The following is a 22910-nucleotide window of genomic DNA, read 5'->3' as shown; positions in this document are numbered from 1 at the left end:
CGGCTACCGCACATTTGAAACCTTTTCGCTTGCCCTTTATCACGTGCTCGGAGACCTTCCTATGCCACAATTAACCCACAAATTCTTGTGAGGAGCTCAACGTTCAAAAGGCATTTGTTTTCCAAAGGCATTAAGTATTGGCATACCAGGACGGATATTCCAGTATCCATCATCATCTGGTCGATGAGCCCCGAGAAAGCGCTCCGGGTAATTGAGCAGAAGGGGATCGCCGTCGCCCGCTCATAAGGCAATGAAAGCGAGGGCAGGTCTTGCGGTGCAATATTTAGAAATGACAGAAAGATTCCGGGCCAAGTCTTCTCTTGACGCATTGCTTTACCTCTTCTTCCCGCCATTCCTCTTCTTTTTCCTGAACTCTTTAATATCTCGAGAATCCGGTCTCGGGATCATTTTATTGATTCAAAAAATCTGCCCTATCCGCAGCGGACTGTCTTCTTTTTCTACTTTCGAGGTTGGACCCCTGATCAGGTCCGGGGCATGCTTTGGACCTTGGGCTGGAAAAATTGACAAACCGCTCCCGTTTTTGCTATTTTTGAATTACCAGACAACAGCCGGAGTGGTGGAACTGGTAGACGCAGGGGACTCAAAATCCCCCGGTGCTTGGCACCATGAGGGTTCGATTCCCTCCTCCGGCACCGGTGCTTGTCCGAAAGCGCATCCTTCACAAATACCCGACTTTGTAATATCTTCTGAAGCGGGATAGAAATCCCAACCGCAGATTCCTTATTCATTCCATTCCTGCCTAGTCAAGTCTTTTATGGAGCGCCTGACGAGGCAGGTTTGCAGAAAAAGAGATGTCTCCGTCAAGATCCTCTCCAGTCGACCGAATTTTCAGCCGCAGGACCTGCAAGAAAAAAATGGTTTCCCTCGAGCTGGAATGACTGCCATGCAGCAACGAATTGGTTATGCTATTCGGGCGAACGCGCGGGCAATGAGCGGGCGTGGGGCGGCGGTTTTCCGAGCAGAAAAAACTTGACAAAGAAATTGAATTACCGATAAAATAGCTCACCTTTGTATTCAATCTTTTCCATGTCCGATATCGATTTTTCGGCTGCGGCTGAGGAATGGCGGCTAAAGCCGATTGATCACTGAGCGGCGGCTCAAACGGCGGCGACACCCAAAGAATCTTTCTCATCATATATTCCCCGGCAGTACCCGGCCGACGGAGGTAATTTCATGCGGATTCGGAGAGAAGCTTTTCAGACTGTTGTCTCGGCTCTTGTAATCATTCTTTTCTGTCTTAATGTTATGGGATGTGAAACGCCGGGTTTCTTCTCAAAAGAGGAACCTGTTGTCGCCGCCCCTGCGGCGCCGGCGCCTGCTGCTGTAGATGTTGCTCCGCAATTGAGCGGGTTTACGCTTGGTCCGGGGGATAAGATAGCGATCTCTGTTTGGAATAATCCCGAGCTGAGCCAGCAGGTGACGGTGAGTCCTTCCGGCGACGTGGCATTGAGCTTCTTGGGACACGTGACGGTTACCGGCAAGACGGCGCGGGAGTTGACGCAGCTTCTGACGGCGGAATATGAACGGTATTATGTGGAGCCGGTTGTTGCGTTGAACGTTGAAAGCTCGTTCAGCAACAAGGTGACGGTGCTCGGCGAAGTGTTGAATCCGGGTGTTTTTGCGATTGACGGACAGATGCGGCTTATTGATGGCGTTGCGGCGGCCAGCGGGTATCTGCCCAGCGCCGAGCTGAAGTCGGTGGCGCTTCTTCGGAAAGATGGAGACAAGCTTGAGGCTCGTCTTATAAATCTCAGGGATTTCCTGAGAGAAGGAGATTTCTCTCAGAACCCGCTTCTGCAAAAAGGCGATGTCGTCTTTGTCCCCTCCAGCTTTATTGCTGAGGTGGATGATTTCTTTGGACATCTTTACAATATCGTGCATCCCATCGTCGAAACCGAGAGAGGTATCGCTTTGATCCCGGCCGTGGAAGATGCGTTTGAGGGAGACCAGAATCGAAACAACGTTATCATTTCCCGGTAGGGGCTTCTCGGAGGCGTGCCCGTCAAGCGGCTTCTTGCTCGTGTAAGTCTAACACGACATTTCTCTCAAGAACCTGACTGGAAGCGAGCAAGACCAACCATTATTAATACCACTCCTGAAGTTAATTTTAAGGTAAACAAGGTGGTTGCAACTTACGGGAGCAGGAGGATCATCTGCTAATGAGGTAGAAAGATAGTTTGGGCCAAGCACAGGGCCTGGTTCACCCCGCAGCGATTCTTGTCTGGGGTTGGGTCTTTTTGACTCCGGACCAAGAATCGGCGATCAAGTCATTCGTTTGTTTGTATGGGCAAGACAAAGAAAGCGAGATCAGCGCGAGGTGACTATGGATCCGAAAATTGTGCTTTATCGACCCAGGTGGATGGAAACCGGCGCCACGTATCAGCGGGCGCCACTGGAGTTGCTGGCTGCGGCATCACTTCTTTTAAGCGAGCAGGTTGACGTACGAATAGTGGATGGAATCGTCGATGACGATCCCGTGGGTGAATTGCTTGAGGAATGCAAGGATGCTCTTTGCGTGGGGATTACTGCTGTTGTTGGGTATCAGGTATATATGGCAGCGAAGGCCGCGCGAGCAATCAGACAAGCGTATCCTCATTTGCCAGTGGTTTGGGGAGGCTGGTTTGTCTCTACGTCATACAAAACCATATTTGACGAAGATCTGTGCGACATTTGCGTGATAGGTCAGGGGGAAAAAACTTTTTGGGAACTCTTTCGGGCGCTGCGAGAAAAGAAACCGCTTGATTCGATCGATGGGATTGCATTCAAACGCAACGGTGAAGTATGTGTGACTGCCCCACGGCAGTTTACAGATCTCAATGATCTCCCGGCGTTGCCATACCATTTAATCGACCTGAACCGATATTTTGATTCAGATCCGGTAAATCCGGTCTTCAGGCAATTTTATTCCCTTGTCAGAGGAGAGGAATGGGGCCACCGACCGTTGCGTTGCCTAACGTACTATTCGAGTTATGGTTGCCCTGAGGGATGCGCTTTTTGCGCCAGTCCGGGTGTAACGGCGAGACGGTACACGGCGCTCGACGCTGATCGAATGCTTGATGAAATTCAGAGCTTGCATGAGCAGTATCAATTTGATTTTATTATCTTCAACGACGCAAACTTCATGGTCTCAAAGAAGCGGGTTGAGCAGTTTTGTCACGGGCTTATTGAGCGCGGGATGAAGTTGAACTGGGCCTGTACCGGCGAATCGACCCATATTGCAAAATATGGAGACGAATTTGCGAAGCTTCTTCATGACAGCGGGTGCGTCTTTCTCTTTGTTGGAGGGGAATCCGGCTGCGAAGAGACTCTTGAAAGGATCAATAAGAAGCGCCGACCTGAAGTCAATGTTCAAGCGGCACAGATACTTTCGAGTAATGGCGTAGGCGCCGAGTTTTCTTATATAATTGGGTTTCCGGGCGAGCCGGAGTCGTCCATGAAGTCAACGATAAGACAGTGCTGTAAAATAATGCAGATTCCCTTAGCTGTACCTATTCTTCGATACTTTATTCCGCTTCCTGGAGCACTGTTCTATGATGTTAGTATTCAGCAAGGATATTCACCGCCCACCAGCACGACCGACTGGGGAACGTATGATCTGGTATTTGCCGAGCCAATAGGCTATGTGCTGACGAGAAAAATATCCAGGAAAAGCACCCACTTCAGGGATTACTATTTTCGATGGTTTCTGAAGCTAAAGATTCGGCGGAAAGATGCCGGTCTTGTGCAAAGAATTGCCATGCTCATCATTTCCTTGAGGCTGCGGCTTGCCAGCACGGCGCTTCCATTTGAAATTTGGGCGGCAGGATTCAAGAACAGATTAAATCTTCGAAGAATATGAACAAACCGGATGCCGCGAAACTGAAGACTCACGATCAGATAGAGACTTTTCTGTCGGAACTGGATGTGCGTCGTTATAAACCCGGGGACGAATTCCAGTTGAATGAGTTGTTCAACAAGACATTTCAGGAAGCGCGTTCCCTCGAGTGCTGGCGCTGGAAGTTCGCCGACACGTCCTGGCTGCGCGAGAAAGTCATTGTTGTCAAAGAAATCGACGGAAAAATTGTGGGACAGTGGGCGAACACGGTGTCCAGATTCAAAGTCGGAGACGAGATCTGCCTCTTCACGCAGCCCGTGGACAACTGTGTCGACCCCGATTATTGGGGCAAAGGGATAATCACGTCCGTGTACCAAGGTGCATTTGCGCGCTATCGGGAACTGAATTTGCCGGTTGGGCTCGGATTCCCCAACGAGAGGTATTATCCGATCATAAAAGCCGCTATTGGGGGCGAGGATTTACTTGGGCTGCCCGTCCTGTTTTGCAGAACGAATTGGAGGTTGGCGGTTCAAGAACGGACAAAATGTACTTTTTTGTCGAATCTCGCTTCCTCGATATCGGGATTCCTTATGCGGCTGAGGCTTACTTTCAAGAGCCCGATTCGCAAGAAGAACATTCGGGTTGAGGAAGTCGAAGGTTTCGATGAGGAATTCGACGTTTTGTGGCAATCGCTTGCGCCGACGCTGGCCATTTGCGGAGTACGCGACAAGGAGTATCTGGAGTGGAGATACTTACAGAACCCGATGGCGAAGTTCCACATTTTGAAGTGTTCGGATGAGCAGATGATGCTCGGTTATGCCGTGCTTGCTCTTGAGGAGACTCAGGAGGGGCATCGAATCGGTTATATCATGGATTTCTTCTGTTACGAGTCGGAGCGAGTCATGGGGGCTCTCCTGAAGAGCGCGCTCGGATTTTTTGTGCGGCGAAAGACGGACTACGTGAAGTGCGCCATGCTCGAGCATTCTCCTCAGCGCAAGACTCTGGAACGGTACGGGTTCTTTTCGAGGGACGAGAGCAAGCCGCTCGTTTACCAGGAGATCGATCCGGAGTTTCCGCATTTTGCTTTCATGCGGAATCAGAAGAATTGGTTTCTCACGCTGGGTGATACCGACTTCATGGGCTGAAGATGGGTTTTTATGGAAGATACCGCTACAAAGCAAGTACGGATCGCGCCCCGAGCCATCAGGAATCTGCTGGCGGTACAAGCGGGCGGAATCATCTCGCGGCTGGCGTTTGTCGCCTTCAATATCATTGCGGTCAGGATGCTCGGCAAGGAGAAGTTCGGGCTCTGGTCCTTGATTTTTGTTCTTCTGGGCATTGGATATGCCATCGTAGATTTCGGGCTTGATCCGCTTACGATCCGGGACATTGCGCGCAACCGATCGAACCTAAAGGAGTATTTGAGCACTCTCTTCGGCATCAAGTTATGCCTGAGTCTTCTGGCCCTGCCGGTTCTCTTTATTGCTTCGCATATTCTTTCCGATTCTCCAGAGAGCTACAAACTGATCCTGCTGGCGGCGCCGCTGCTGATGTTTACGGCGCTGGAAGGCCCGTTTGCCTCCGCGCTGCGGGCATTGGAACGCATGCATCTGACCTCGCTGGTTGATACGGCGTACACCTGTTTGCAGGTAGCGTCCGGCATCTGCCTGCTTTTCCTCGGGTTCAAGATCGGCGCGCTCCTGGGAGCCTACATTTTCTGGGCGTTCTGGCGATGGCTCACCTATTATCTGATTATTCGGAAAGACGTCGGGCTTATCCGCCCGGGACTGGACAAGAGCATTGCGAAGTATCTTTTGAGCAACTCCTATATTTTCGCGATTTTAGGGGTCCTCGCCTTTATTCATTTCCGGGTTGACACTCTCATGCTGGCCCGAATGAAGTCATACGAAGTGGTGGGGATTTATGCCGCCCCGTACAAACTGCTCGAGCCGATCATGTTTGCGTCGATAAGCATCAATATGGTCTTAATGCCGACAGTTTCCTCGATGCTGGTAACTTCGAAGGAATCGTTGCGGCGGGTTATCGAGAGCATTGTGCGCATTCTTGCTGCGATCTCTTTTCCGGTGTTGCTGCTGATGGGGTACTATGCGAGAGACATCGTTCTTCTGGTATTTGGAGAGGCGTATGCGCCATCCAGTTCGATTTTAAGGATTTTCTGCGTCATCTGCGCGCTGGCGTTCGCGTTCACTCCATTTCGTGTTCTCATCCTGAACTCCACGTATACCAAGAAGTTCGGGGTTTTCTTGCTTTTCAATACGGCCCTTAATATTTCGCTGAACCTGATCCTGATTCCGAAGTACAGCTTCGTTGGCGCGGGCATTGCCACCTTTATCACCTTTGGGATTGATTCCGTGGTCCGATACCTTTTTGCCACGCGTATTTTTGACGGCCGCCGGCCCGATATTCATGTTGCACTCATAAAGTTGATTGTTGCAGTCGGATTGATGTGGCTAACGCTTACGGTGACCGGTTTTGCCCCTCTTGTGCTCCAAGTGCTTTTGGCGGTGCTGGTGTATGTATCGGCATTTTTCTTGCTCTCCTCGATCAAGAAGTCCGAAATCACCTTTCTGCTCACGGCCAGAAGGGAGACGTAGCGGCGAAAAAGCGGAAAATATGGAGAGAATCCACGGAAAGCAGTTGAAGGACTTCATCAACACGTTCTTCAGGCCGGAGAATCTGATGTATGCGCCGAAGTGGGTGGAGTGTCCGCCGGGCCGGCGCGTGCTCGTTTTGTCGCCTCATTTTGACGATGAGACGCTTTCGTGCGGAGGGACGCTCGCCAAGCATGCGGCCGACGGGGCCTCGGTTACGGTCGTATTCATGACCGACGGCAAGGCGGGCGATTATCTGAATCCTGACAAAGAAGCCGTAATGAACATTCGGAAGGCCGAGGCGCGCGCGGCCTGCGATTTGCTGGGGATACGGAAGCTGGTAATGCTTGACGAGCCGGAGACGGAGCTCAAGTCGCATCCGGCGCTCATACGGAGGCTGACGGTTCTTTTTCGCGAGGAAAGGCCGGACGTGGTCTATCTGCCGACGTTTCTCGATAATCACATCGACCATCTGAACGTGAATCGTGTTTTTGCCGATCTGCTCGCAAGTTTGGGTGAAGTCGACTTTACGGTCAATGCTTACGAGGGATGGACTGCCATCGTTCCAAACCTATTGGTTGATATAACGGATGTCATCGATCTCAAGCGCTCGGCAATCCGAAAATATGCGAGCCAGTTGAAATATGTGGACTACGAGAAGGGTTCCGTCGGATTGAACGCCTTTCGAGGGGCGGGCTACGTGGGCCGCGAGAGATATGCAGAAGGCTTCCTCTCGCTGACCGCAAAGCAGTATATGGCTCTTTTCCAGAGTTGTTCGATGAAAGACGTCAAGTATCTGGATAAGCGCCTGAAACGCAGGTTGGCAAGCATAAAAAACACTCTGCTGTCGAGACGAATCGAGAGCAAGGGCTGAGGAAATATTTCGTATCATGCATACAATCGAACACGCTCAGAATTATGCGGGCACAAACGCTTTGCGGAATGATGCGAATAATACCGTATCGATGTTCGGGATACCTCTCATGAAGCTGCGCCTGGAGGACCTGCTAAACATAGTCTCCGACTGCCTGGATTCGCAGAAGCGGCTTACCATAAATTATGGAAACGTCAGAACGATGAATCTGGTGTATGAAGATGAGATTTTGAAGATGGCGATGCAGAAGGCCGATGTCATCTACGTCGATGGAGCCGGCCTTCTGTTTGGAGCTCGTTTGTTGGGCAAGAGTCTCCCGTGCCGCATGACCGGAGCGGACTGGATTTATGATTTGTGCGAGCTGGCTCGGCGCAAACGGTATTCGCTTTTTCTTCTTGGCGGTCATGAAGGAGTAGCGCAGGAGGCGGGGCGAGTATTGCAGGAGCGATTTCCGGGTCTCGATGTTGTGGGAACCCATCACGGCTATTTTAATCGAAAGGATTCGCGGCCGGTCGTTCATATGATCAATCAATCCCGTCCGCACATCCTGCTCGTGGGCATGGGTTCTCCGATCCAGGAAAAGTGGATTTTCAAGTACCGCGGCATGCTCGATGTCAGCATTTGCTGGGCTGTCGGAGGTCTCTTCAATTTCGTGACGGGCCGAGAGAGACGCGCCCCGGCATGGATGAACGATCATAGCCTGGAATGGCTGTTCCGGCTAGTGCAGGACCCAAAACGGTTGTGGAAGCGATATGTGGTTGGAAATCCCGTTTTCATTCTCCGTGTGGTAAAACAATTAATGCATGAAAAGCTGCTTCATTCAGAAGCCGCTGTGGATGGAGAATAGATGATGAAAGTCTGTATCGCTTATCCATCATTCGAGAATAACAGCTATTCTCCGATGTGGACTCAGAACCGTCAATTTCAATGGTTCCACTTCCCCTCGTATATTTTTCCCTTGGTTCCCGCCTCTGCGGCTACATTGCTGAAGGAGAACGGGTTCGAGGCATTCTGGATGGATTGTATTGCCGAGGGTATTGAATTTTCGGACTTCCTGCGGTTTATTGAGCGGGAGCGGCCGGACCTGGTTGCGATCGAGACGAAAACCCCGATAATGAGGCGGCTCTGGGCAATTGCAGGTCGGATAAAAGAGGTTGAGCCGCGAACGCGAATCGTTTTCTTCGGGGATCATATAACGGCCAGGCCGATGGAATCATTTTTAAACTCGAAGATCGATTACGCGGTAACAGGCGGCGACTATGACGTTTCGCTGCTGAAGCTGGCGCGTTTTCTGCGGGACAAATCGGAGCTTCCGGCCGGCATCTATTATCGTGACGGCGATACGATCCGCGATACCGGCCGCTTTTCACTGGATACTGATCTCGACAGTCTTCCGCTCATCGACAGAAAGCTCACGAAGGCCCACCTGTACTTTGAGAAATGGAAGAAGAGGGACCCTTTCTTCTATACGATGGTAGGCCGGGACTGCATGTGGAATTGCAAGTTTTGTTCTTGGAAGACTTTATACCCCAAATTCCGCGCGAGGAAACCGGAGAGCCTGCTGGATGAGATCGGTTTTCTGATTGAGGAATATGGGGTCCGGGAAATTTTTGATGATACCGGCACGTTTCCCTCGGGTGCATGGCTCGAAACGTTCTGCAAAGGAATGATCGAACGGGGATACAACAAGAAAATCCTCTTCTCGAGCAACTTCCGGTTCGATCTGCTTCGCAAGAGCGACGCGAATCTCATGAAGAAGGCCGGCTACCGGAAAGTGAAGTGCGGGCTTGAATCAGCGAGTCAGAAGACGCTGGACATGCTGAACAAGAATCTGAGGGTTGAGGATATCACGGCGGGCTGTCGCGCGGCGAGCGAAGCCGGAATCGACGTACAGTTGACGATCATGGTTGGCTATCCGTGGGAGACGCGCGAGGATGCGCAGCGCACGTGCGATCTGGCCGACAACCTCATGTCGAAGGGATACGCCGAGATGCTGCAATCGACCATTGTTATTCCCTATCCCGGCACGGGACTATACGATATGGCCGTCGAGAACGATTGGTTTCTGATCGACCCGCTCGATTACGACCGCTACGGAATGATGGAACCCATTTTGAAGACGCCCGACATGGAGCCGGCGGAAGTTTCCGAGATGTGCCGGGCGGTGTACAAGAGGTTCTTTAACGCCCGGTTCGTGTTGCGCCAGTTGTCCCGCATCCGCTCGTGGGAAGACGCGAATTATGTCGCAAAGGGGGCGAAGGCGGTCCTCGGCCACATTCTGGATTTCAAACGTTGACGAGCGACCGGCTAATGCCATTCATTTAAGCACCTCGAAAGAGGATGTATGAAATGCGACACAAACAACATCGCGGTCTAGAATCCCCCTTAGTCCCCCTTTTCCAAAGGGGGAAATTCAAGGGAGCGGCAGAATGCAATTCGTACAAAAAGCAGTCGGCCTCGCCTTAAGTGAATGGCATTAGGCAGGCGCCTGGAGAAACAAGTGGATCAGAGAAAGAAAAAAGTTGTTGTAATCGGCGTAGACGGGGCCACTTTTGACATTATATCGCCGATGATCAAGAAGGGGCGCCTGAAGAATTTCGCGCGCCTTCTGAAAGAATCGGCGCACGGCACACTGGTGTCGACGATTCCTCCGAACAGTTCGGTCGCCTGGAGCTCCTTCATGACGGGGAAAAAGCCCGGCAAGCACGGTGTCTATTTCTTCATGGAGAAGAAGCCGAACAGCTATGCCCGCCCTGTCATCAGCGCGAAATCGATCAAGGCGAAAACCCTCTGGAACCTTTTGAGCGAGCAGGGTAAGAGAGTGATCGTGGTGAATGTGCCGGTTACGTATCCGCCGGAAAAAGTCAACGGGTTTCTGGTTGGCGGCCTGCTCACGCCCAGCCCGATGAGCGTGTTCACGCATCCACCGGAGCTGCACATGGAGCTTATCGCAGCGCTCGGGGATTATCCGATAGACACGGATGCGGTGGATGTCTTTCTGAATACCGGCGACGAAGTTTTGGCGTATCAGAGCATGGTTCACGGCACCCGCAAGGTGCACGAGGCGGCCAAGCTTCTGATGAGCAAGAATGCATGGGACTTCGCGATGGTCATGTTTTCGATCACGGATAAGGTGGCGCACGTCGCGTGGAAATACACGATTCCTGAATACCAGAAACAGTTTCCCGAGAAATGCGCAAAGTTCCGCGGCCTGATCGAAACTTCCTACGAACTCGTCGACGATCTCATTGGAGACATCATTTCCACGCTTGACGAAGACACGTCGGTCATTATCATGTCCGACCACGGGTTCGGCCCGATCCACGAAAAATTTTATGTGAACAGATGGCTTCGGGACGAGGGCTTGCTGGTGTTGAAGAAGGGCGGCTCGTTCAGGCTCAGTCCACTGAGAGCGCTTCGCAATTTCCTTGTTGGACCGCTCATGAGGAAGATTCTTGGCGAGAGAATTGTTGGAATGCTCAGCCGGATCAGGGCGCGCAACCTGAAGTTTCTCAAACCGGCAAGAGACGCGACGGAAGCGCCGCCGGTCATCGATTGGACGAGGACCAGGGCGTATTCGAGCTGGACGGGCGGCGAAGAGGTGATCTACCTCAACGTGAAGGGCAGAGAGCCGGAGGGAATCGTAGCATCCGGCGAGGAATACGAGAGGCTCCGCGACGAGATAATCCGGAAGCTCCAGAACCTGAGGGACCACGACGGCGAGCGCGTGGTTGAAAAAGCCTACCGCCGCGAGGAGATTTACGCCGGCCCGTGCATGGAGCTTGCGCCCGATATCCAATTTGTCACCCGCGCGACGGCGATACTTCCGCGAGGCGAGTTGTTCGGCAAACCGATTTTTGAGAAACCGGCCGATTTCAGCCCCGCTATTCACCGTATGAACGGCATCTTTTTCATGAGGGATCGCAACGCGAAGAAGGGGGCCGGAATTCAGGATGCGCATATAGAGGACATGGCTCCCACAATAATGCATTTGCTGGGCCTTCCCGTGCCGGAAGACATGGATGGCAAGGTTATTGCCGAGGCTTTCCAAAACGATTTCCTTTCCGACCATCCGATAATTTTCAAGCCGGTGAGGGTCGAGGAGGGAGACCACGTGTTTGCGGCCGAAAGCGAGCCGGGCGACGGCACGCCGGCTGAGGAAGAAGCCGATATACGGCGACGTTTAAAGGGCCTGGGATATATCGATTAGACGTTGAAAAATTCCGTCCTCAAAAAATGAAAGTATTAATGTTTCATGACGATTCCAATGTGCTTGGAGGGGCTGAGCAGTATCGACGAGAACTTGCCTGCAGGCTGGAGGCTTTGGGACACGAAGTCTTCACGGTCGCCTGCCAGGACAAGGCGGTTGCCGCTCTGGACCGGGGCGCCCGGATTCTCAGGAGTGCCGGCGATCTTGAGAGGACGGGACGATTCAAACGAGTCTATTTTCATCCCGGGCTGATTTCAGAATTCCGGGCGCTGTTGAGCGAGGCAAAGCCTGACCTCGTGCATCTGCATAATAACCTCCTTTTTCCTTTATCCATCATTTCCGCAATTCCTCTGGCTCTGCCGCTGGTTCAGACGATTCATGACTGCCGCATCGTCTGCCCCAACGGAAGCGGCATCGATGTTACGGGAGAAGTATGTTTGCTGGGTCATGGGATGCACTGCCTGAGGATCGGGTGCCTCGGCAGGCGGAGCTTCTGGTTTCGTCTGCCGGCGCGAAAGGCGCTCGAGTTTCTTTTGCGAAGGCGGTTCGACCGGGTGATAGTGCCGAGCAAGGCGCTTGGTGAAATCTTTTCTCATCTTGGGATCGCAACGGAGCACGTACCCAATTTCGTGAGCCGGCTTGACGTTGAAGCAAGCCCCGTCCCGGACGGCGCCCCAAAAATTCTTTTCATCGGAAGCCTGTTTCCGGGAAAAGGAGTGCATGTGCTTCTGAGGGCGTTGCGGGAGGTGCTCAAGGATGTGCCGGAGCTGACTGCAGATATCGTCGGCAGCGGGCCCGCCGAAGAAGAGTTGCTCAAGCTGTCGAAGGAATTGGGGCTTCAGGAATGCGTGCGGTTTACCGGAGGAGTGCCGCCCGAGCGTCTGAAGCAATATTATACCCGCGCTACTGTGCTTGTTCTGCCCGCAACGATCCTCGAAAACTGCCCGCTTGTGCTTCTGGAAGCGATGGCGGCAGGACGACCGGTTATTGGCAGCCGCGTCGGAGGAATACCCGAAATAATAGTGGACGGAGAAACCGGCCTCCTTTTTGAGCCGAATAATTCGACCGACCTGGCGGACAAGCTCAGAATTGTGCTGCAAAATAGGCAGCGGGCAAACGAGATGGGGATCAAGGGAAGACAGCGGGCGGAGCAAGAATATACGGCCGAAGCCCATATGAAGCGAATCCTGGGCATATACACGCAGGTGTTGACCAAGAGGAGCGCATCGAATAACTGAGATGAAGATCGCGCTTGATGTTTTGAGGGCCTGCTCACCGGGCGCCGGCAAAGCCGGCTATTACTGGTACATATACTACATTGTCTCGAATCTCTTGAAGGCGGATTCGAAGAATGAATACGTGCTGTTCGCGAACTTCATCAAGGGAAAACATCTCGAAACGACGAGGGAATTCTTTTCTTTATTTCCGGACGCCTCCTTCAGAGAACGGATAAGCCGCATTCCCCCGCAGGTGTGGAGGAGTCTGGGATTGCCGATAGAACTGGCGGTCGGGCCGGTTGACGTTTTTCATGGAATGGTTGATTACGTTCCCCCCACTCGTTCAGCGAAACGGATTGTGACTCTTCACGACCTCGCCTACCGGCGGATTCCGCATTTGCTGAAGAAGGAATGGATACAAGCGAATGAGAAGATAACTACGGCGTCTACGAAGAGGGCGCATCACATCATTGCAGTTTCCGAATTCACGAAGCGGGAGGCTTCAGCCCATTTGAATCTGCCGCCTGACAAGATAACGGTCATACATCACGGGGTCGATCCATTATATCGACAACTGGATAACGAAGAGCTGATTGCCAAAGCCCTCGCTTCTTATTCTGTGAAGAAACCGTATTTGCTTTACATCGGCACCTTTTGGCCGCACAAGAACATCGACCGCCTGATCGAGGCGTATTATCGGCTAAGGAAGCAGGAATCGATTCCTCACCAGTTGGTGCTGGTCGGCGCGAAAGGATGGCGCTTCGAGGGCACGTTCAACAGGATTCATGAACTCGGTTTGGAAAAGGTAATAACTTGTACGGGACCCGTTCCGCAAGAGGATATGCCGCTCCTGTATGCCGGGGCGGACGCGTTTGTTTTTCCGTCGCTGCATGAGGGGTTCGGCATGCCGGTACTCGAGGCGATGGCGTCGGGGGTTCCGGTGTTGACGTCGAACGTTTGTTCACTCCCGGAGATTGCAGACGGGGCGGCGCTTCTTGTTGATCCCACCGAAGTCGAGCAGATAGCGGAAGGCATCTTCAAGATCATCAGCGACCGTTCCTTTGCAGACCGGCTCAGAGAGTCGGGCAAGAAGCGGGCTGCGGAATTTACGTGGGAAAAGGCCGCGATGGCAACATTGGGCGTTTATCAGAAAGTTTGCTCTTCGGCGTGACCTGCCGGCTCCACGCCGCGGTAGGATACATGAGAATCATTTTAGATGTGACAAGAAACTGCCTGGACGGGACGGAGAAAGCAGGCGTCTACTGGTACATTTACCATCTCGCCCTGCGGCTGTTGTCGCTGGGGGACGGGCACGACTTCGTGCTGTTCGCGAATTTTCTGAAGGGCCGCCATCTTGCTGAATGCCGGAAATTCCTTTCGCAATTCAACGGCGCCCGAATGGAGACAAAAATCAGCCGGATTCCGCCGCAGGTGTTTCGCGATTGGCTGGTTCCCATCGAGCTTGCTGCCGGTAAATTCGATATTTTTCACGGACTGGACGACCTTGTGCCCCGGGTGTCTCGAGGCAAGAGTGTGGTGACCATCCACGACATGGCTTATATGCGTACTCCCGATTCCCTGAGACCGGAATGGGTGGAATTCAAGAAAAGGCACACGACGCGATCGGCCCGCCAGGCCGACAAAATCGTTACGGTATCTGAATTTTCCAAGAAAGACATCTGCACGTACCTGGAGGTAGCCGAAGAAAAAGTTGCAGTCATCTACCACGGGATTTCTCCCATATACCGGATGCTTGAAGACAGGGATGCCGTAGCGAGAACGCTGCAGAAACATGGCATTGAAGGGCCGTATATCCTTTTTGTCGGGACGTTCCAACCGAATAAGAACGTGGAGAGGTTAATAGAAATTTTCGGTTCCATCAAGCGGGACCACCGGATTCCTCACCGCCTGGTTCTTGTCGGAGCGCGTGGATGGTTCTTCAACACGATATTCAGGAAGATCGCGCAATTGAATCTCGAGGAAAGCATTAAATGCATGGGATATATTCCCCAGGAAGACATGCCTTCCTTCTATAACGGCGCTGATTTGTTTGTGCTTCCTTCGTTGCTCGAGGGCTTCGGGATACCGGTGATTGAGGCCATGGCGTGCGGGATCCCCGTCGTCACCTCCAATGCCTGTTCGCTGCCCGAAATTGTTGGAGATGCCGGCCTTCTTTTCGAGCCCACCAACCGGGAGGAAATGAAAAAAGCGCTGCTTGCCGTGCTCTCGGACAATGCTCTTTCGCAAGCGCTCAGAGAGCGCTCTCTTAAACGCGCTCACGAATTTTCCTGGGAGACGGCTGCAACCAAAACAATGGAAGTTTATAAGACGGTTGTGAACGGATGAAAGAGGCTTCTCAAAAAGACACGCGGCCGTTGAACGCAACGGTCGTTGTTCCGGTTCCCAGGGAAGGCCATTATCATTATACGACCCAGTTGTGTAATGCGCTGGTTAAAGACAGAGGCATTGGCAAACTCATCCTGACTCTCATTTTCACCACCAAGGAAGCGGGAGAAAAGGAATTCGATCTGCTGGCGCCGGAGGTGGAGATTTTCATTTTGTCTCCGTACAACAGAAACAGGATTATTCGGCTGCTCATCACTCTGCTGAACTTTGCGCGATATGTTTTTGTGCTCAAGAGAAACAAGATACGAACCGCTCATATTCACAGCACGACCGAACATTGGTATTTGGACCTTTTCCTTCATTTTTTGTTCAAACTCCTGCAAATAAAGATCGTCAGAACGGTCCATGAAGTGAACCGTGAAAGAATCGCCTCGATATCGCCGATGGAGAGAAGATCGGCGGATTTTCTGCTCCGGAAAAGCGACGCCGTTATCGTGCATAACGAACGGACGGCCCGGCTGCTTGAAGAGGAGCGTGCGATTCCCCGTTCAAGGATGGAGGTAATTCCCCACGGCAATTATCTCTTGTTCACTACTTTTTCGAAGAACACAGCCGCCGAAGCTCATCCCGGCAACGAGCATCCTACGATTCTTTTCTTCGGCTTCAAGCGCCATAAGGGGCTGGAATTATTCATTGAAGCGTGCAAGGAAATGCAAATTGAAGGACATCATTTTAATACGGTCATCGCAGGGGTGGTGAATCCAGGCGATGAGGACCTTATCGAAAGGGCCAAGGGATTTGAGTCGGCGCGGTTGCTGCCGGGCTACATATCGAACGAAGAGATCTGGAAGATTTTTCAAGACGTCGATGTTGTGATACTCCCCTATCTTTCCGGAACGACTTCCGGCGCTTTGCACCTGGCGTATGCATTCGGGAAGGCCACGCTCATTTCGGATTTGCCGTGTTTTCTTGATGTCGCGCTTCCCGAGCAAACGTCGCTCGTTGTAAAGACGGGCGATAAGAAAGCACTGAAAGAAGGGATGATTCGGCTTTTGCAGGATGACCAGTTGAGGGGCGAGCTGGCGCGAAAGGGACTCGAGCGGGAGTCGTCATCCGAGTTTGCCTGGCCGGAGATCGCGCGAAAAACGATTGATCTATTTGCCGGATTGTGCACGCGCGTGCCTGGAAACGAGTGAGCGCATCCAATGCGGGGAAGAAACTGGAAAATAGCCGTTTTCCATAATATCGCCTCCGGCGGGAGCAAGCGGTCGATCTACGAGTTTTGCAGCCGCTTGAGAAAACGGGGAGCGGAGATAGACGTTTATAGCTTTGAAGAAAGCCAGGAATTCCTGCCGTTGTCAAAAGTGGCAAACAACGTCTTCACCTTCCGATTCAACCTCTGGTTTCCTCTAGGCGAGCAGGCTCTGCTTTTTTCTCCGCTGGCGCTTGTGGAACTTGCGCGGCTTCGTGCGGCGACGAAAAGAGTCGCGCGCCAGATTGATGCGGGAGGCTACGACCTCGTGCTCATCCATAATTGCAAGTACACGCAGTGTCCTTTTCTGGCCCGTTTTCTGAAAACCCCCTCCATTTACTATTGTCACGAACTTTACCGGTTTATCAATGAGCCGCATCCGCGCTACTCGGGCATCAGGGAGAAGATGCGCGCGTTTCTTCTTGCTTTGCTTTCGCCTTACCACGGCATTCTCAGAATGCTCGAGAGGAACAACATGCGCAGTGCCGGCCTGATCCTGACCAATTCGTGCTTCACTCAAAAAACGATACGCGAGAAATACGGGCTCGATTCAGAGGTTCTTTATCAGGGAGTCTCCGGGAACGGTTCTCGGGACGAGGTTGCGACGCGGCGGAATTATGTGTTGTGCGTCGGCCAATTGAATCGCTGGAAAGCGCAGGATTTTCTTATTCAGGCGCTTGCCGAGATAGAAGCGGGTAAACGGCCCGAGTTGGTCATTATCTTCAACAAAGTTTCGGGGTCGTATCAGAGCTATGTGCGGAAGCTTGCCGACCGGCTGGGGGTGAAAGTCACCTTCGCCGGCAACGTTTCCGAGGAGCAACTGCACAGGTATTATGAGGAGGCGAAGGCTTTTGTGTACGCGCCGATTCGCGAGCCGTTCGGCTTCACTCCGCTCGAAGCAGCCCTTCGCAAAATTCCGGTTGTCGCGGTCGGTGAAGGCGGCGTTCGCGAGACCGTTGTCGATGGAGTGACCGGACGCCTTGCGCCTCGCGAGCCGAAAGCGTTCGCGGCAGTTGTCAGCGAGTTTCTGGATCCGTCCGATGCGGCGAATCTGATGGTCGAGAAAGCGTATCGGACGGTGAAAGAGAAGTGGGATTGGGAGCGCACAATTGATGAGTTTGAGAAGATAGTGGACGATTTTCTGAGCGCGAAACCAGCCGGCGCTGCTGAAATGGAATAGCATGCGAATAGGAATCGATTGCAGATATTTATACGATTATTTTACCGGCGTCGGGCGATACACGCATAATCTTGCGAACCGGATCTCCGAGTTCGACGGCGAGAACGAGTATGTTCTTTTCAAGAATCCGGCGGTGGATAGGATCGTTGACAAGCCCAACTTTTTCGAGGTGCCGGTAAAGTCGCGCCCGGTATCTTTCGGCACGTGGCTCAATTTGTCGCTCATCGTGCAGCGGCACAGGCTGGATATCTTTCATTCTCTCTTCCCGGTAGCGCCGCTGTTTCCCGCTTGCAAGACGGTCGTGACGGTGCATGACCTGCAGGCGGTTACCGATCCGCACTTTTCATCGAATCGGAATGTAGTGCTCCAGAAAGGAGCGGAGTATTTTTACCGGATGAGCTACCCCCTCAGCATGAATCGAGCGGACAAGATCATCGCCGTTTCGGGAGCAACCAAGCGGGATATCGTTGAAATGTACGGTATTGACGAGTCCAAGATCGTTGTCGTCCACGAAGCGATCGGCGACCGGTTTTATCAGAGGCCGGACACGCGGCGGCTCGACGAGGTAAGGCTCAAATACAAACTGCCGGAAAAGTTCATGCTGTATCTGGGAAACACTCGTCCTCACAAGAACGTCAAGGGGCTGCTCGAGAGCTTTGCAAGATTCGTATTTCTGAAAGAGTTTCCAACAGCGCCGGTGCTTGTGATCGCAGGGGTGAAGGAGCGCTTTTTTCCTCAGTTGCTTCCGTTGCTGGAGCAACTCCGGATTGAGGACCGGGTAATATTCCTCGATTACATACCCGACGAGGACCTTCCATGCCTGCTTGCAATGGCGCGCGTTTTCGCATTCCTCACAACAAAGGAGGGGTTCGGGCTTCCACCCCTTGAGGCGATGGCAAGCGGCGTGCCGGTGATCGCTTCCACGGACGCGGCCCTTCCGGAGGTGTTAGGCGAGGCGGCGGTCTTATGCAATCCGCATGATCCCCGGGAATGCGCGCAGGGCATGCTTCGGCTCTGGGAAGACGAACAGTTGCGCTCGAGTTTAATACAGAAGGGCCTCGAAAGGCCGAAATTTTTTTCATGGGAGAAAGCGGCCAGGCAGACTCTGGCCGTTTACAAAGAACTGGGAAAGCGTTAAGATTGGTCGTTTTGTACGAACGAGCGCAGGCGGACCAGTCGATGCAGGATGGGAATGCAATGCAGAATCAGGTGAAACTCATCAGTTCGAGATTAGGAGTAATGACGGCGGTAATTCTGGCGATGGTGCTGCTGATGGAGTACGCCGCTCAGATAAGCATGGATGTTTTTTCATTCAGGCAGGCTTTGTTGGCTCTTCTCTTGTATGCGACGTTGTTATACGTTGTCGATACAGTCGTGTTCGCAAGCTGGTGCGTTATTCGGCGGGAGGAACTTCCGGAATTATATGTTTCACTCGTTATTCCGTTTTCGGTGCTCGTAATCGGAGGAAATTACATCAACAAGCGTCTAATTCCCTGGCGTTTAACGGAGCCGCCTTCAATAGCGCTGAATCTCATTTTCGCGGCGGCATGTTGTCTGCTCGGATATATGATTTTTCGCTCTGTCCGGCGCGGCAAATTGCAGGCGATTGGGGCAACGAAAGGGGCCGCTCTGTCGGTCTTTTTTTTCGGCCTTCGAGGCGCCGCCGTTATTGTGGTTTTACTGGCTCTGCTTTTCTCCGGCGAGAAAACGGTCTCATCGAAAGGAGAGCGGCATGGGAAGCCGCTTAATGTTTTTGTTCTTCTCATCGATACGCTCAGGCCGGACCATTTGACGTGTTATGGATATGAGCGGCCGACGAGTCCCAACATATGCGCTCTGGCATCTGATGGAACGCTTTTTCGAAATGCATACGCTCACGCGAATTGGACCGTGACATCGGTCGCAACCCTGCTGACGGGGGTGCACCCGGCGGTTCATCAGGTGTTTGGGACCGAGAACCGGCTGCCGCAGCAGGCGGAGACCGTGGCCGAGATTCTGAAGGAAAATGGATGGAAAACGGGTTTTTTCACGGGGCTACAGGTAATCGGCTCTGAAATCGGGTTTTGCCAGGGCGCCGATAAGGTGTACCCGCCTCCGCTGACGGAGCCTGGCTGGTTTATCGGGGGCAATACCGCATTCGAGCAGGCATGGCGACGCCTGTTGCCATTGACAAAAGGGGTAACGCGCAGTTCCTATACCGCCGGAGAATTGGTCGGCTCAGCGCTTGGCTGGTTTGAGCAGATCGATTCCGAGCCGATTTTTGCATACCTTCACTTTAATGAACCTCACTGGCCGTATACTCCGCCGGCTCCGTACAATTCTCTTTTTTCCGAAAAGCCTCTGGAGGGCCGCACCGACATAAAAGAGGCGCAGCAGACGGTTGAGATGCTTCGCGACAGCATCGATCTTTACGATGGCGAGATTGTTCATGTCGACGCCGAAATCGGCAAGTTCTTTGATTCACTGAAAAAAGGGGACCTGTACGACGACTCGTTGATAATCCTCCTGGCGGATCACGGCGAAGAGTTCCACGAGCACGGCGGCTGGGGACACGGCAGGACGATGTATGAGGAAACGATCCACGTGCCGCTCATAATCAAACCGCCGGCCGGCGCTGCCCGTGTAAAGGAGACCGAGCATCTATGCGGGTTGATCGATGTACTGCCGACGATCCTGGATTATGCGGGGATTCAAACGACCGGGACGGCCGGAAGGTCTTTACGACCTGCGATCGAAGGAAGACCGATCGAGCCGGTTGGGATTATTTCATCCGCCTCCGATTCGTCAACAACATATCCTTACCTCAATGCTCTTCGGACGCCGGAATACACGCTCATCGGGGATATGAGAGACTCCGCGCCGGCGGTCGAGTTATACCTGCGGGAAGCGGACCGGAACGAGACTGAGAATGTGGCGGTCGAAAAGCCGGATGAGGCTAAACGCCTGCAGGAAGAACTGAATGTAAATCTAAGCGATGCCATCTCGAATTCCTTCGAGAAGGATATCTATGATGTGTCCGAGGAGCGCATGCGCGTGCTGAAGGACCTCGGGTACTTGCAGTAGTTTCCGAAAGGCCGCCGGGCAACCGCGGACCATTTTTTACTGTATTGATAACGGTTGTTGGCAGAGCGTCAGATGAGCCCGCGTGTCTTTCGTGACAAGATTATCAAACTGTCTTTTCGTAAGAAGGGGCGGTGTCTTAGCGGGAATCCTTTCGAATTCTCAATCGACGACCATTGGCGGCCGAGGTTAGCGATATGGATCGAAAAAAATTTCTTTTCGATGTGAAGGTGCAAAATGTCAGGCACGGTCTCCTGGCGGCGTTTATCCTGCTGGTGATCCTTTTCGTAGAATATTTCGTCAAGATTGCGGCAGGCGCTTTCAGCTTGAAGCAGGCGCTGTTCGCGATTGCGCTATATGGCGTGCTCTTATTCAGTCTCGATACAATTGTGCTTATCTTTTGGGCTTTCATCAGGTGGTCGCTCAGATTGACATACGGATATTTCTCATTGCTTCTTTGCTTCTCGGTATTTGTCGTCGCAGGCAGTCACATGAACAAGCACCTGCTCGCCGGCAATTTTTTTTCTCCTCGTTCAGTGGCTATTACCGCGGCATTCGGAATGGGATGCCTGGCTTTGGGCCTCGCTCTATTTCTGCTTTTAAGAAACAGGAGCGGGACAAACCGCCGAGAAAGAGTGGGGGTGCTTTCGCCCCTCTTCGGGATTTTGCGAATCGCCGCTTTTATTGGTTTGGTTGGCGTGGCGATACCGTGGCCCCGCCATTCTTCGGTTGTGGCGACGAGGGGGCCCGAAAACCCGATACATATTTTTATTATTGTTCTTGATGCTTTGCGGCCGGATCATCTGTCATGCTACGGCTATGTCAGAGACACGAGCCCTAATATAGACCAGCTTTTACCCGAAGCGACATTATTTCGAAACGCGTACTGCGCTGCCAACTGGACAGTCGCCTCCGTTTCCAGCATATTCACCGGACTTCCTCCGGCGATGCATCAGGTATTTGAGAAGGATAACCGGCTGCCGGAATCCGCTGAGACTATCGCTGAAATCCTCAAGAGCCGAGGCTGGAAGACGGGATTTTTCATGGGGATACGCGTTGCCGGCCATGAAGTCGGCTTTTCTCAGGGGTTCGACCTCAGCTATCCGCTAGGCGCCCCGCGCTGGTCCGTACAGGGGGAAACAGCCATCGAGCAGGCAGTGAAGCGTCTTCGGATGTATGGAGGATACGAGGCTTTCAATGCAAAGAACATCTTTCACTCGGTCACAAAGTGGCTTGAGGCCGATAGAAGAAGACCCGCGTTCGCCTATGTGCATTTGCAGGAACCGCATTGGCCGTACAATCCGCCCGCCCCGTACAACGCCCTCTTTTCCGAAGAGCCGCTTCAGGGGAAGAGGTTCGGGTCGGCCCGGGATCAGACACCAGAGGAGCTAGAGAAGAGTCTTGCTTTATACGATGGAGATATCGCGTATACCGATTTTCATGTTGGAATCTTTTTGAAGTATTTGAAAGAGATGGAATTATACGACAAATCCCTAATCATCGTTTCTGCCGATCATGGTGAGGAGTTTTATGAGCATGGAGGGTGGGGGCATGGGCAGACTCTTTATGAGGAGACTGTGCACGTGCCGCTGATAATCAAGCCGCCGGCAGCCTGTGAGCGGGTTAGGGAATCCGACATCTTATGCGGGCTGACAGACATTTTCCCGACTGTTCTGGATTATGCGGAAATAGAGCATCCCGAAGTTTATGGGAGATCATTGGCGCCGGCCATTGAGGGCAAGCCAATGGAGGTTGTTCCTGTCATCTCGTCGGCATCCGATTCCGCTTCCGCCTATCCTTACCTGAACGCGCTTCGTACACCTGAATACACGCTTATTGAAGACAACAGGGCCGGCCTGAGGATCGAACTTTATTCCCGTATCACAGACCCGAAGGAGGGGAAGGATATCGCGGATGGGAAACTGGATATAGCCCAGATGTTGCATGCCGAGTTGAAGGGCCACGTGGAGGCGCAGCTTTCACTGTCGTACCACAAAGAAATTTACGAGGTGTCCGAGGAGCGCATGCGGGCCCTGAGGGATTTGGGTTATCTGGAATAAATGATATGCTATATTCAGCGTCGGCGCTGTGCTAATCTCAGTTTTCCGGAAGCGAGCCTTTGGGGGATTTAAATTAAAAAAATTTGCTAGATGTACAGATCAAAAATGGTCAACTTTCCAAGAGAAAAAATGAGAAAAATTTGAAGGAATTGTAATAATATTGTATACTTTACTTTTACGCAGGACAGAGCTTGCTAAATTATTTGTCCAATAGAAACAGAGATTAAGAGAAAGGACAGCGCGCTGTATGCCGGAAAGAGGTGG

Annotated in this window: 18 protein-coding genes and 1 tRNA gene; 17 read left to right on the top strand and 2 right to left on the bottom strand. The window is 52.5% G+C overall.

Annotation, left to right across the window (positions count from 1 at the left end; genetic code table 11):
• Positions 1-59: 59 nt before the first annotated feature.
• A complete protein-coding gene (locus tag C4520_02510; GenBank protein ID RJP25494.1) occupies positions 60-353 on the bottom strand; it encodes a hypothetical protein in 294 nt (97 codons plus the stop codon).
• A gap of 215 nt (positions 354-568) precedes the next feature.
• Here C4520_02510 and C4520_02505 point away from each other — a divergent pair.
• Positions 569-656: transfer RNA gene (locus tag C4520_02505), tRNA-Leu, on the top strand.
• 104 nt (positions 657-760) lie between these two features.
• On the opposite strand, the gene C4520_02500 is transcribed toward C4520_02505, so the two are convergent.
• The gene (locus C4520_02500; protein ID RJP25493.1) at positions 761-1153 is read right to left on the bottom strand and encodes a hypothetical protein; all 393 of its coding nucleotides are present in this window, start codon (positions 1151-1153) and stop codon (positions 761-763) included.
• Positions 1154-1194: 41 nt separating this feature from the next.
• On the opposite strand from C4520_02500, the gene C4520_02495 reads away from it, so the two are divergent.
• The 16 genes from C4520_02495 (at position 1195) to C4520_02420 (ending at position 22646) form a co-directional block, all read left to right on the top strand.
• Positions 1195-2001: a hypothetical protein gene (locus tag C4520_02495; GenBank protein RJP25492.1), complete on the top strand. Its 807-nt coding sequence runs from the start codon at positions 1195-1197 to the stop codon at positions 1999-2001.
• Between the two features lie 343 nt (positions 2002-2344).
• Positions 2345-3859 (top strand): radical SAM protein, encoded by a 1515-nt coding sequence (locus tag C4520_02490; GenBank protein RJP25491.1) that lies wholly within the window; start codon positions 2345-2347, stop codon positions 3857-3859.
• Positions 3856-4980: a GNAT family N-acetyltransferase gene (locus tag C4520_02485; protein ID RJP25490.1), complete on the top strand. Its 1125-nt coding sequence runs from the start codon at positions 3856-3858 to the stop codon at positions 4978-4980. The genes C4520_02490 and C4520_02485 overlap by 4 nt, the downstream gene beginning before the upstream one ends.
• 12 nt (positions 4981-4992) lie before the next feature.
• Positions 4993-6450, top strand: coding sequence for a flippase (locus C4520_02480; protein ID RJP25489.1), 1458 nt, complete (start codon positions 4993-4995; stop codon positions 6448-6450).
• The gene (locus C4520_02475; GenBank protein RJP25488.1) at positions 6371-7321 is read left to right on the top strand and encodes a PIG-L family deacetylase; all 951 of its coding nucleotides are present in this window, start codon (positions 6371-6373) and stop codon (positions 7319-7321) included. The genes C4520_02480 and C4520_02475 overlap by 80 nt, the downstream gene beginning before the upstream one ends.
• A gap of 16 nt (positions 7322-7337) precedes the next feature.
• Positions 7338-8168, top strand: coding sequence for a glycosyltransferase (locus C4520_02470; GenBank protein ID RJP25487.1), 831 nt, complete (start codon positions 7338-7340; stop codon positions 8166-8168).
• Positions 8169-9617, top strand: coding sequence for a radical SAM protein (locus C4520_02465; GenBank protein RJP25486.1), 1449 nt, complete (start codon positions 8169-8171; stop codon positions 9615-9617).
• A 174-nt stretch (positions 9618-9791) separates the two neighbouring features.
• Positions 9792-11531: a hypothetical protein gene (locus tag C4520_02460; GenBank protein ID RJP25485.1), complete on the top strand. Its 1740-nt coding sequence runs from the start codon at positions 9792-9794 to the stop codon at positions 11529-11531.
• A gap of 26 nt (positions 11532-11557) precedes the next feature.
• Complete coding sequence (locus tag C4520_02455; protein RJP25484.1) at positions 11558-12769, top strand: glycosyltransferase family 1 protein; 1212 nt, start codon at positions 11558-11560, stop codon at positions 12767-12769.
• A gap of 1 nt (position 12770) precedes the next feature.
• Complete coding sequence (locus C4520_02450) at positions 12771-13919, top strand: glycosyltransferase family 1 protein (protein ID RJP25483.1); 1149 nt, start codon at positions 12771-12773, stop codon at positions 13917-13919.
• Positions 13904-15094: a glycosyltransferase family 1 protein gene (locus C4520_02445; GenBank protein RJP25482.1), complete on the top strand. Its 1191-nt coding sequence runs from the start codon at positions 13904-13906 to the stop codon at positions 15092-15094. The genes C4520_02450 and C4520_02445 overlap by 16 nt, the downstream gene beginning before the upstream one ends.
• The gene (locus tag C4520_02440; protein ID RJP25481.1) at positions 15091-16290 is read left to right on the top strand and encodes a glycosyltransferase; all 1200 of its coding nucleotides are present in this window, start codon (positions 15091-15093) and stop codon (positions 16288-16290) included. Before C4520_02445 ends, C4520_02440 begins: the two co-directional genes overlap by 4 nt.
• A 9-nt stretch (positions 16291-16299) precedes the next feature.
• Entirely contained in the window at positions 16300-17526 is a 1227-nt protein-coding gene (locus C4520_02435; protein RJP25480.1) for a glycosyltransferase family 1 protein, read from the top strand.
• Between the two features lies 1 nt (position 17527).
• Positions 17528-18664: a glycosyltransferase family 1 protein gene (locus tag C4520_02430; protein ID RJP25479.1), complete on the top strand. Its 1137-nt coding sequence runs from the start codon at positions 17528-17530 to the stop codon at positions 18662-18664.
• Positions 18517-20589 carry a hypothetical protein gene (locus C4520_02425; protein RJP25478.1) on the top strand — a complete coding sequence of 691 codons (2073 nt, stop codon included), beginning with the start codon at positions 18517-18519 and terminating at the stop codon, positions 20587-20589. The genes C4520_02430 and C4520_02425 overlap by 148 nt, the downstream gene beginning before the upstream one ends.
• Before the next feature lie 173 nt (positions 20590-20762).
• Positions 20763-22646 carry a hypothetical protein gene (locus tag C4520_02420; GenBank protein ID RJP25477.1) on the top strand — a complete coding sequence of 628 codons (1884 nt, stop codon included), beginning with the start codon at positions 20763-20765 and terminating at the stop codon, positions 22644-22646.
• Positions 22647-22910 lie beyond the last annotated feature (264 nt).

Source organism: Candidatus Abyssobacteria bacterium SURF_5 (genome assembly GCA_003598085.1).
Taxonomy (GTDB): Bacteria; Abyssobacteria; SURF-5; order SURF-5; family SURF-5; genus SURF-5.
This window is presented reverse-complemented; position numbering and strand designations above follow the sequence as displayed.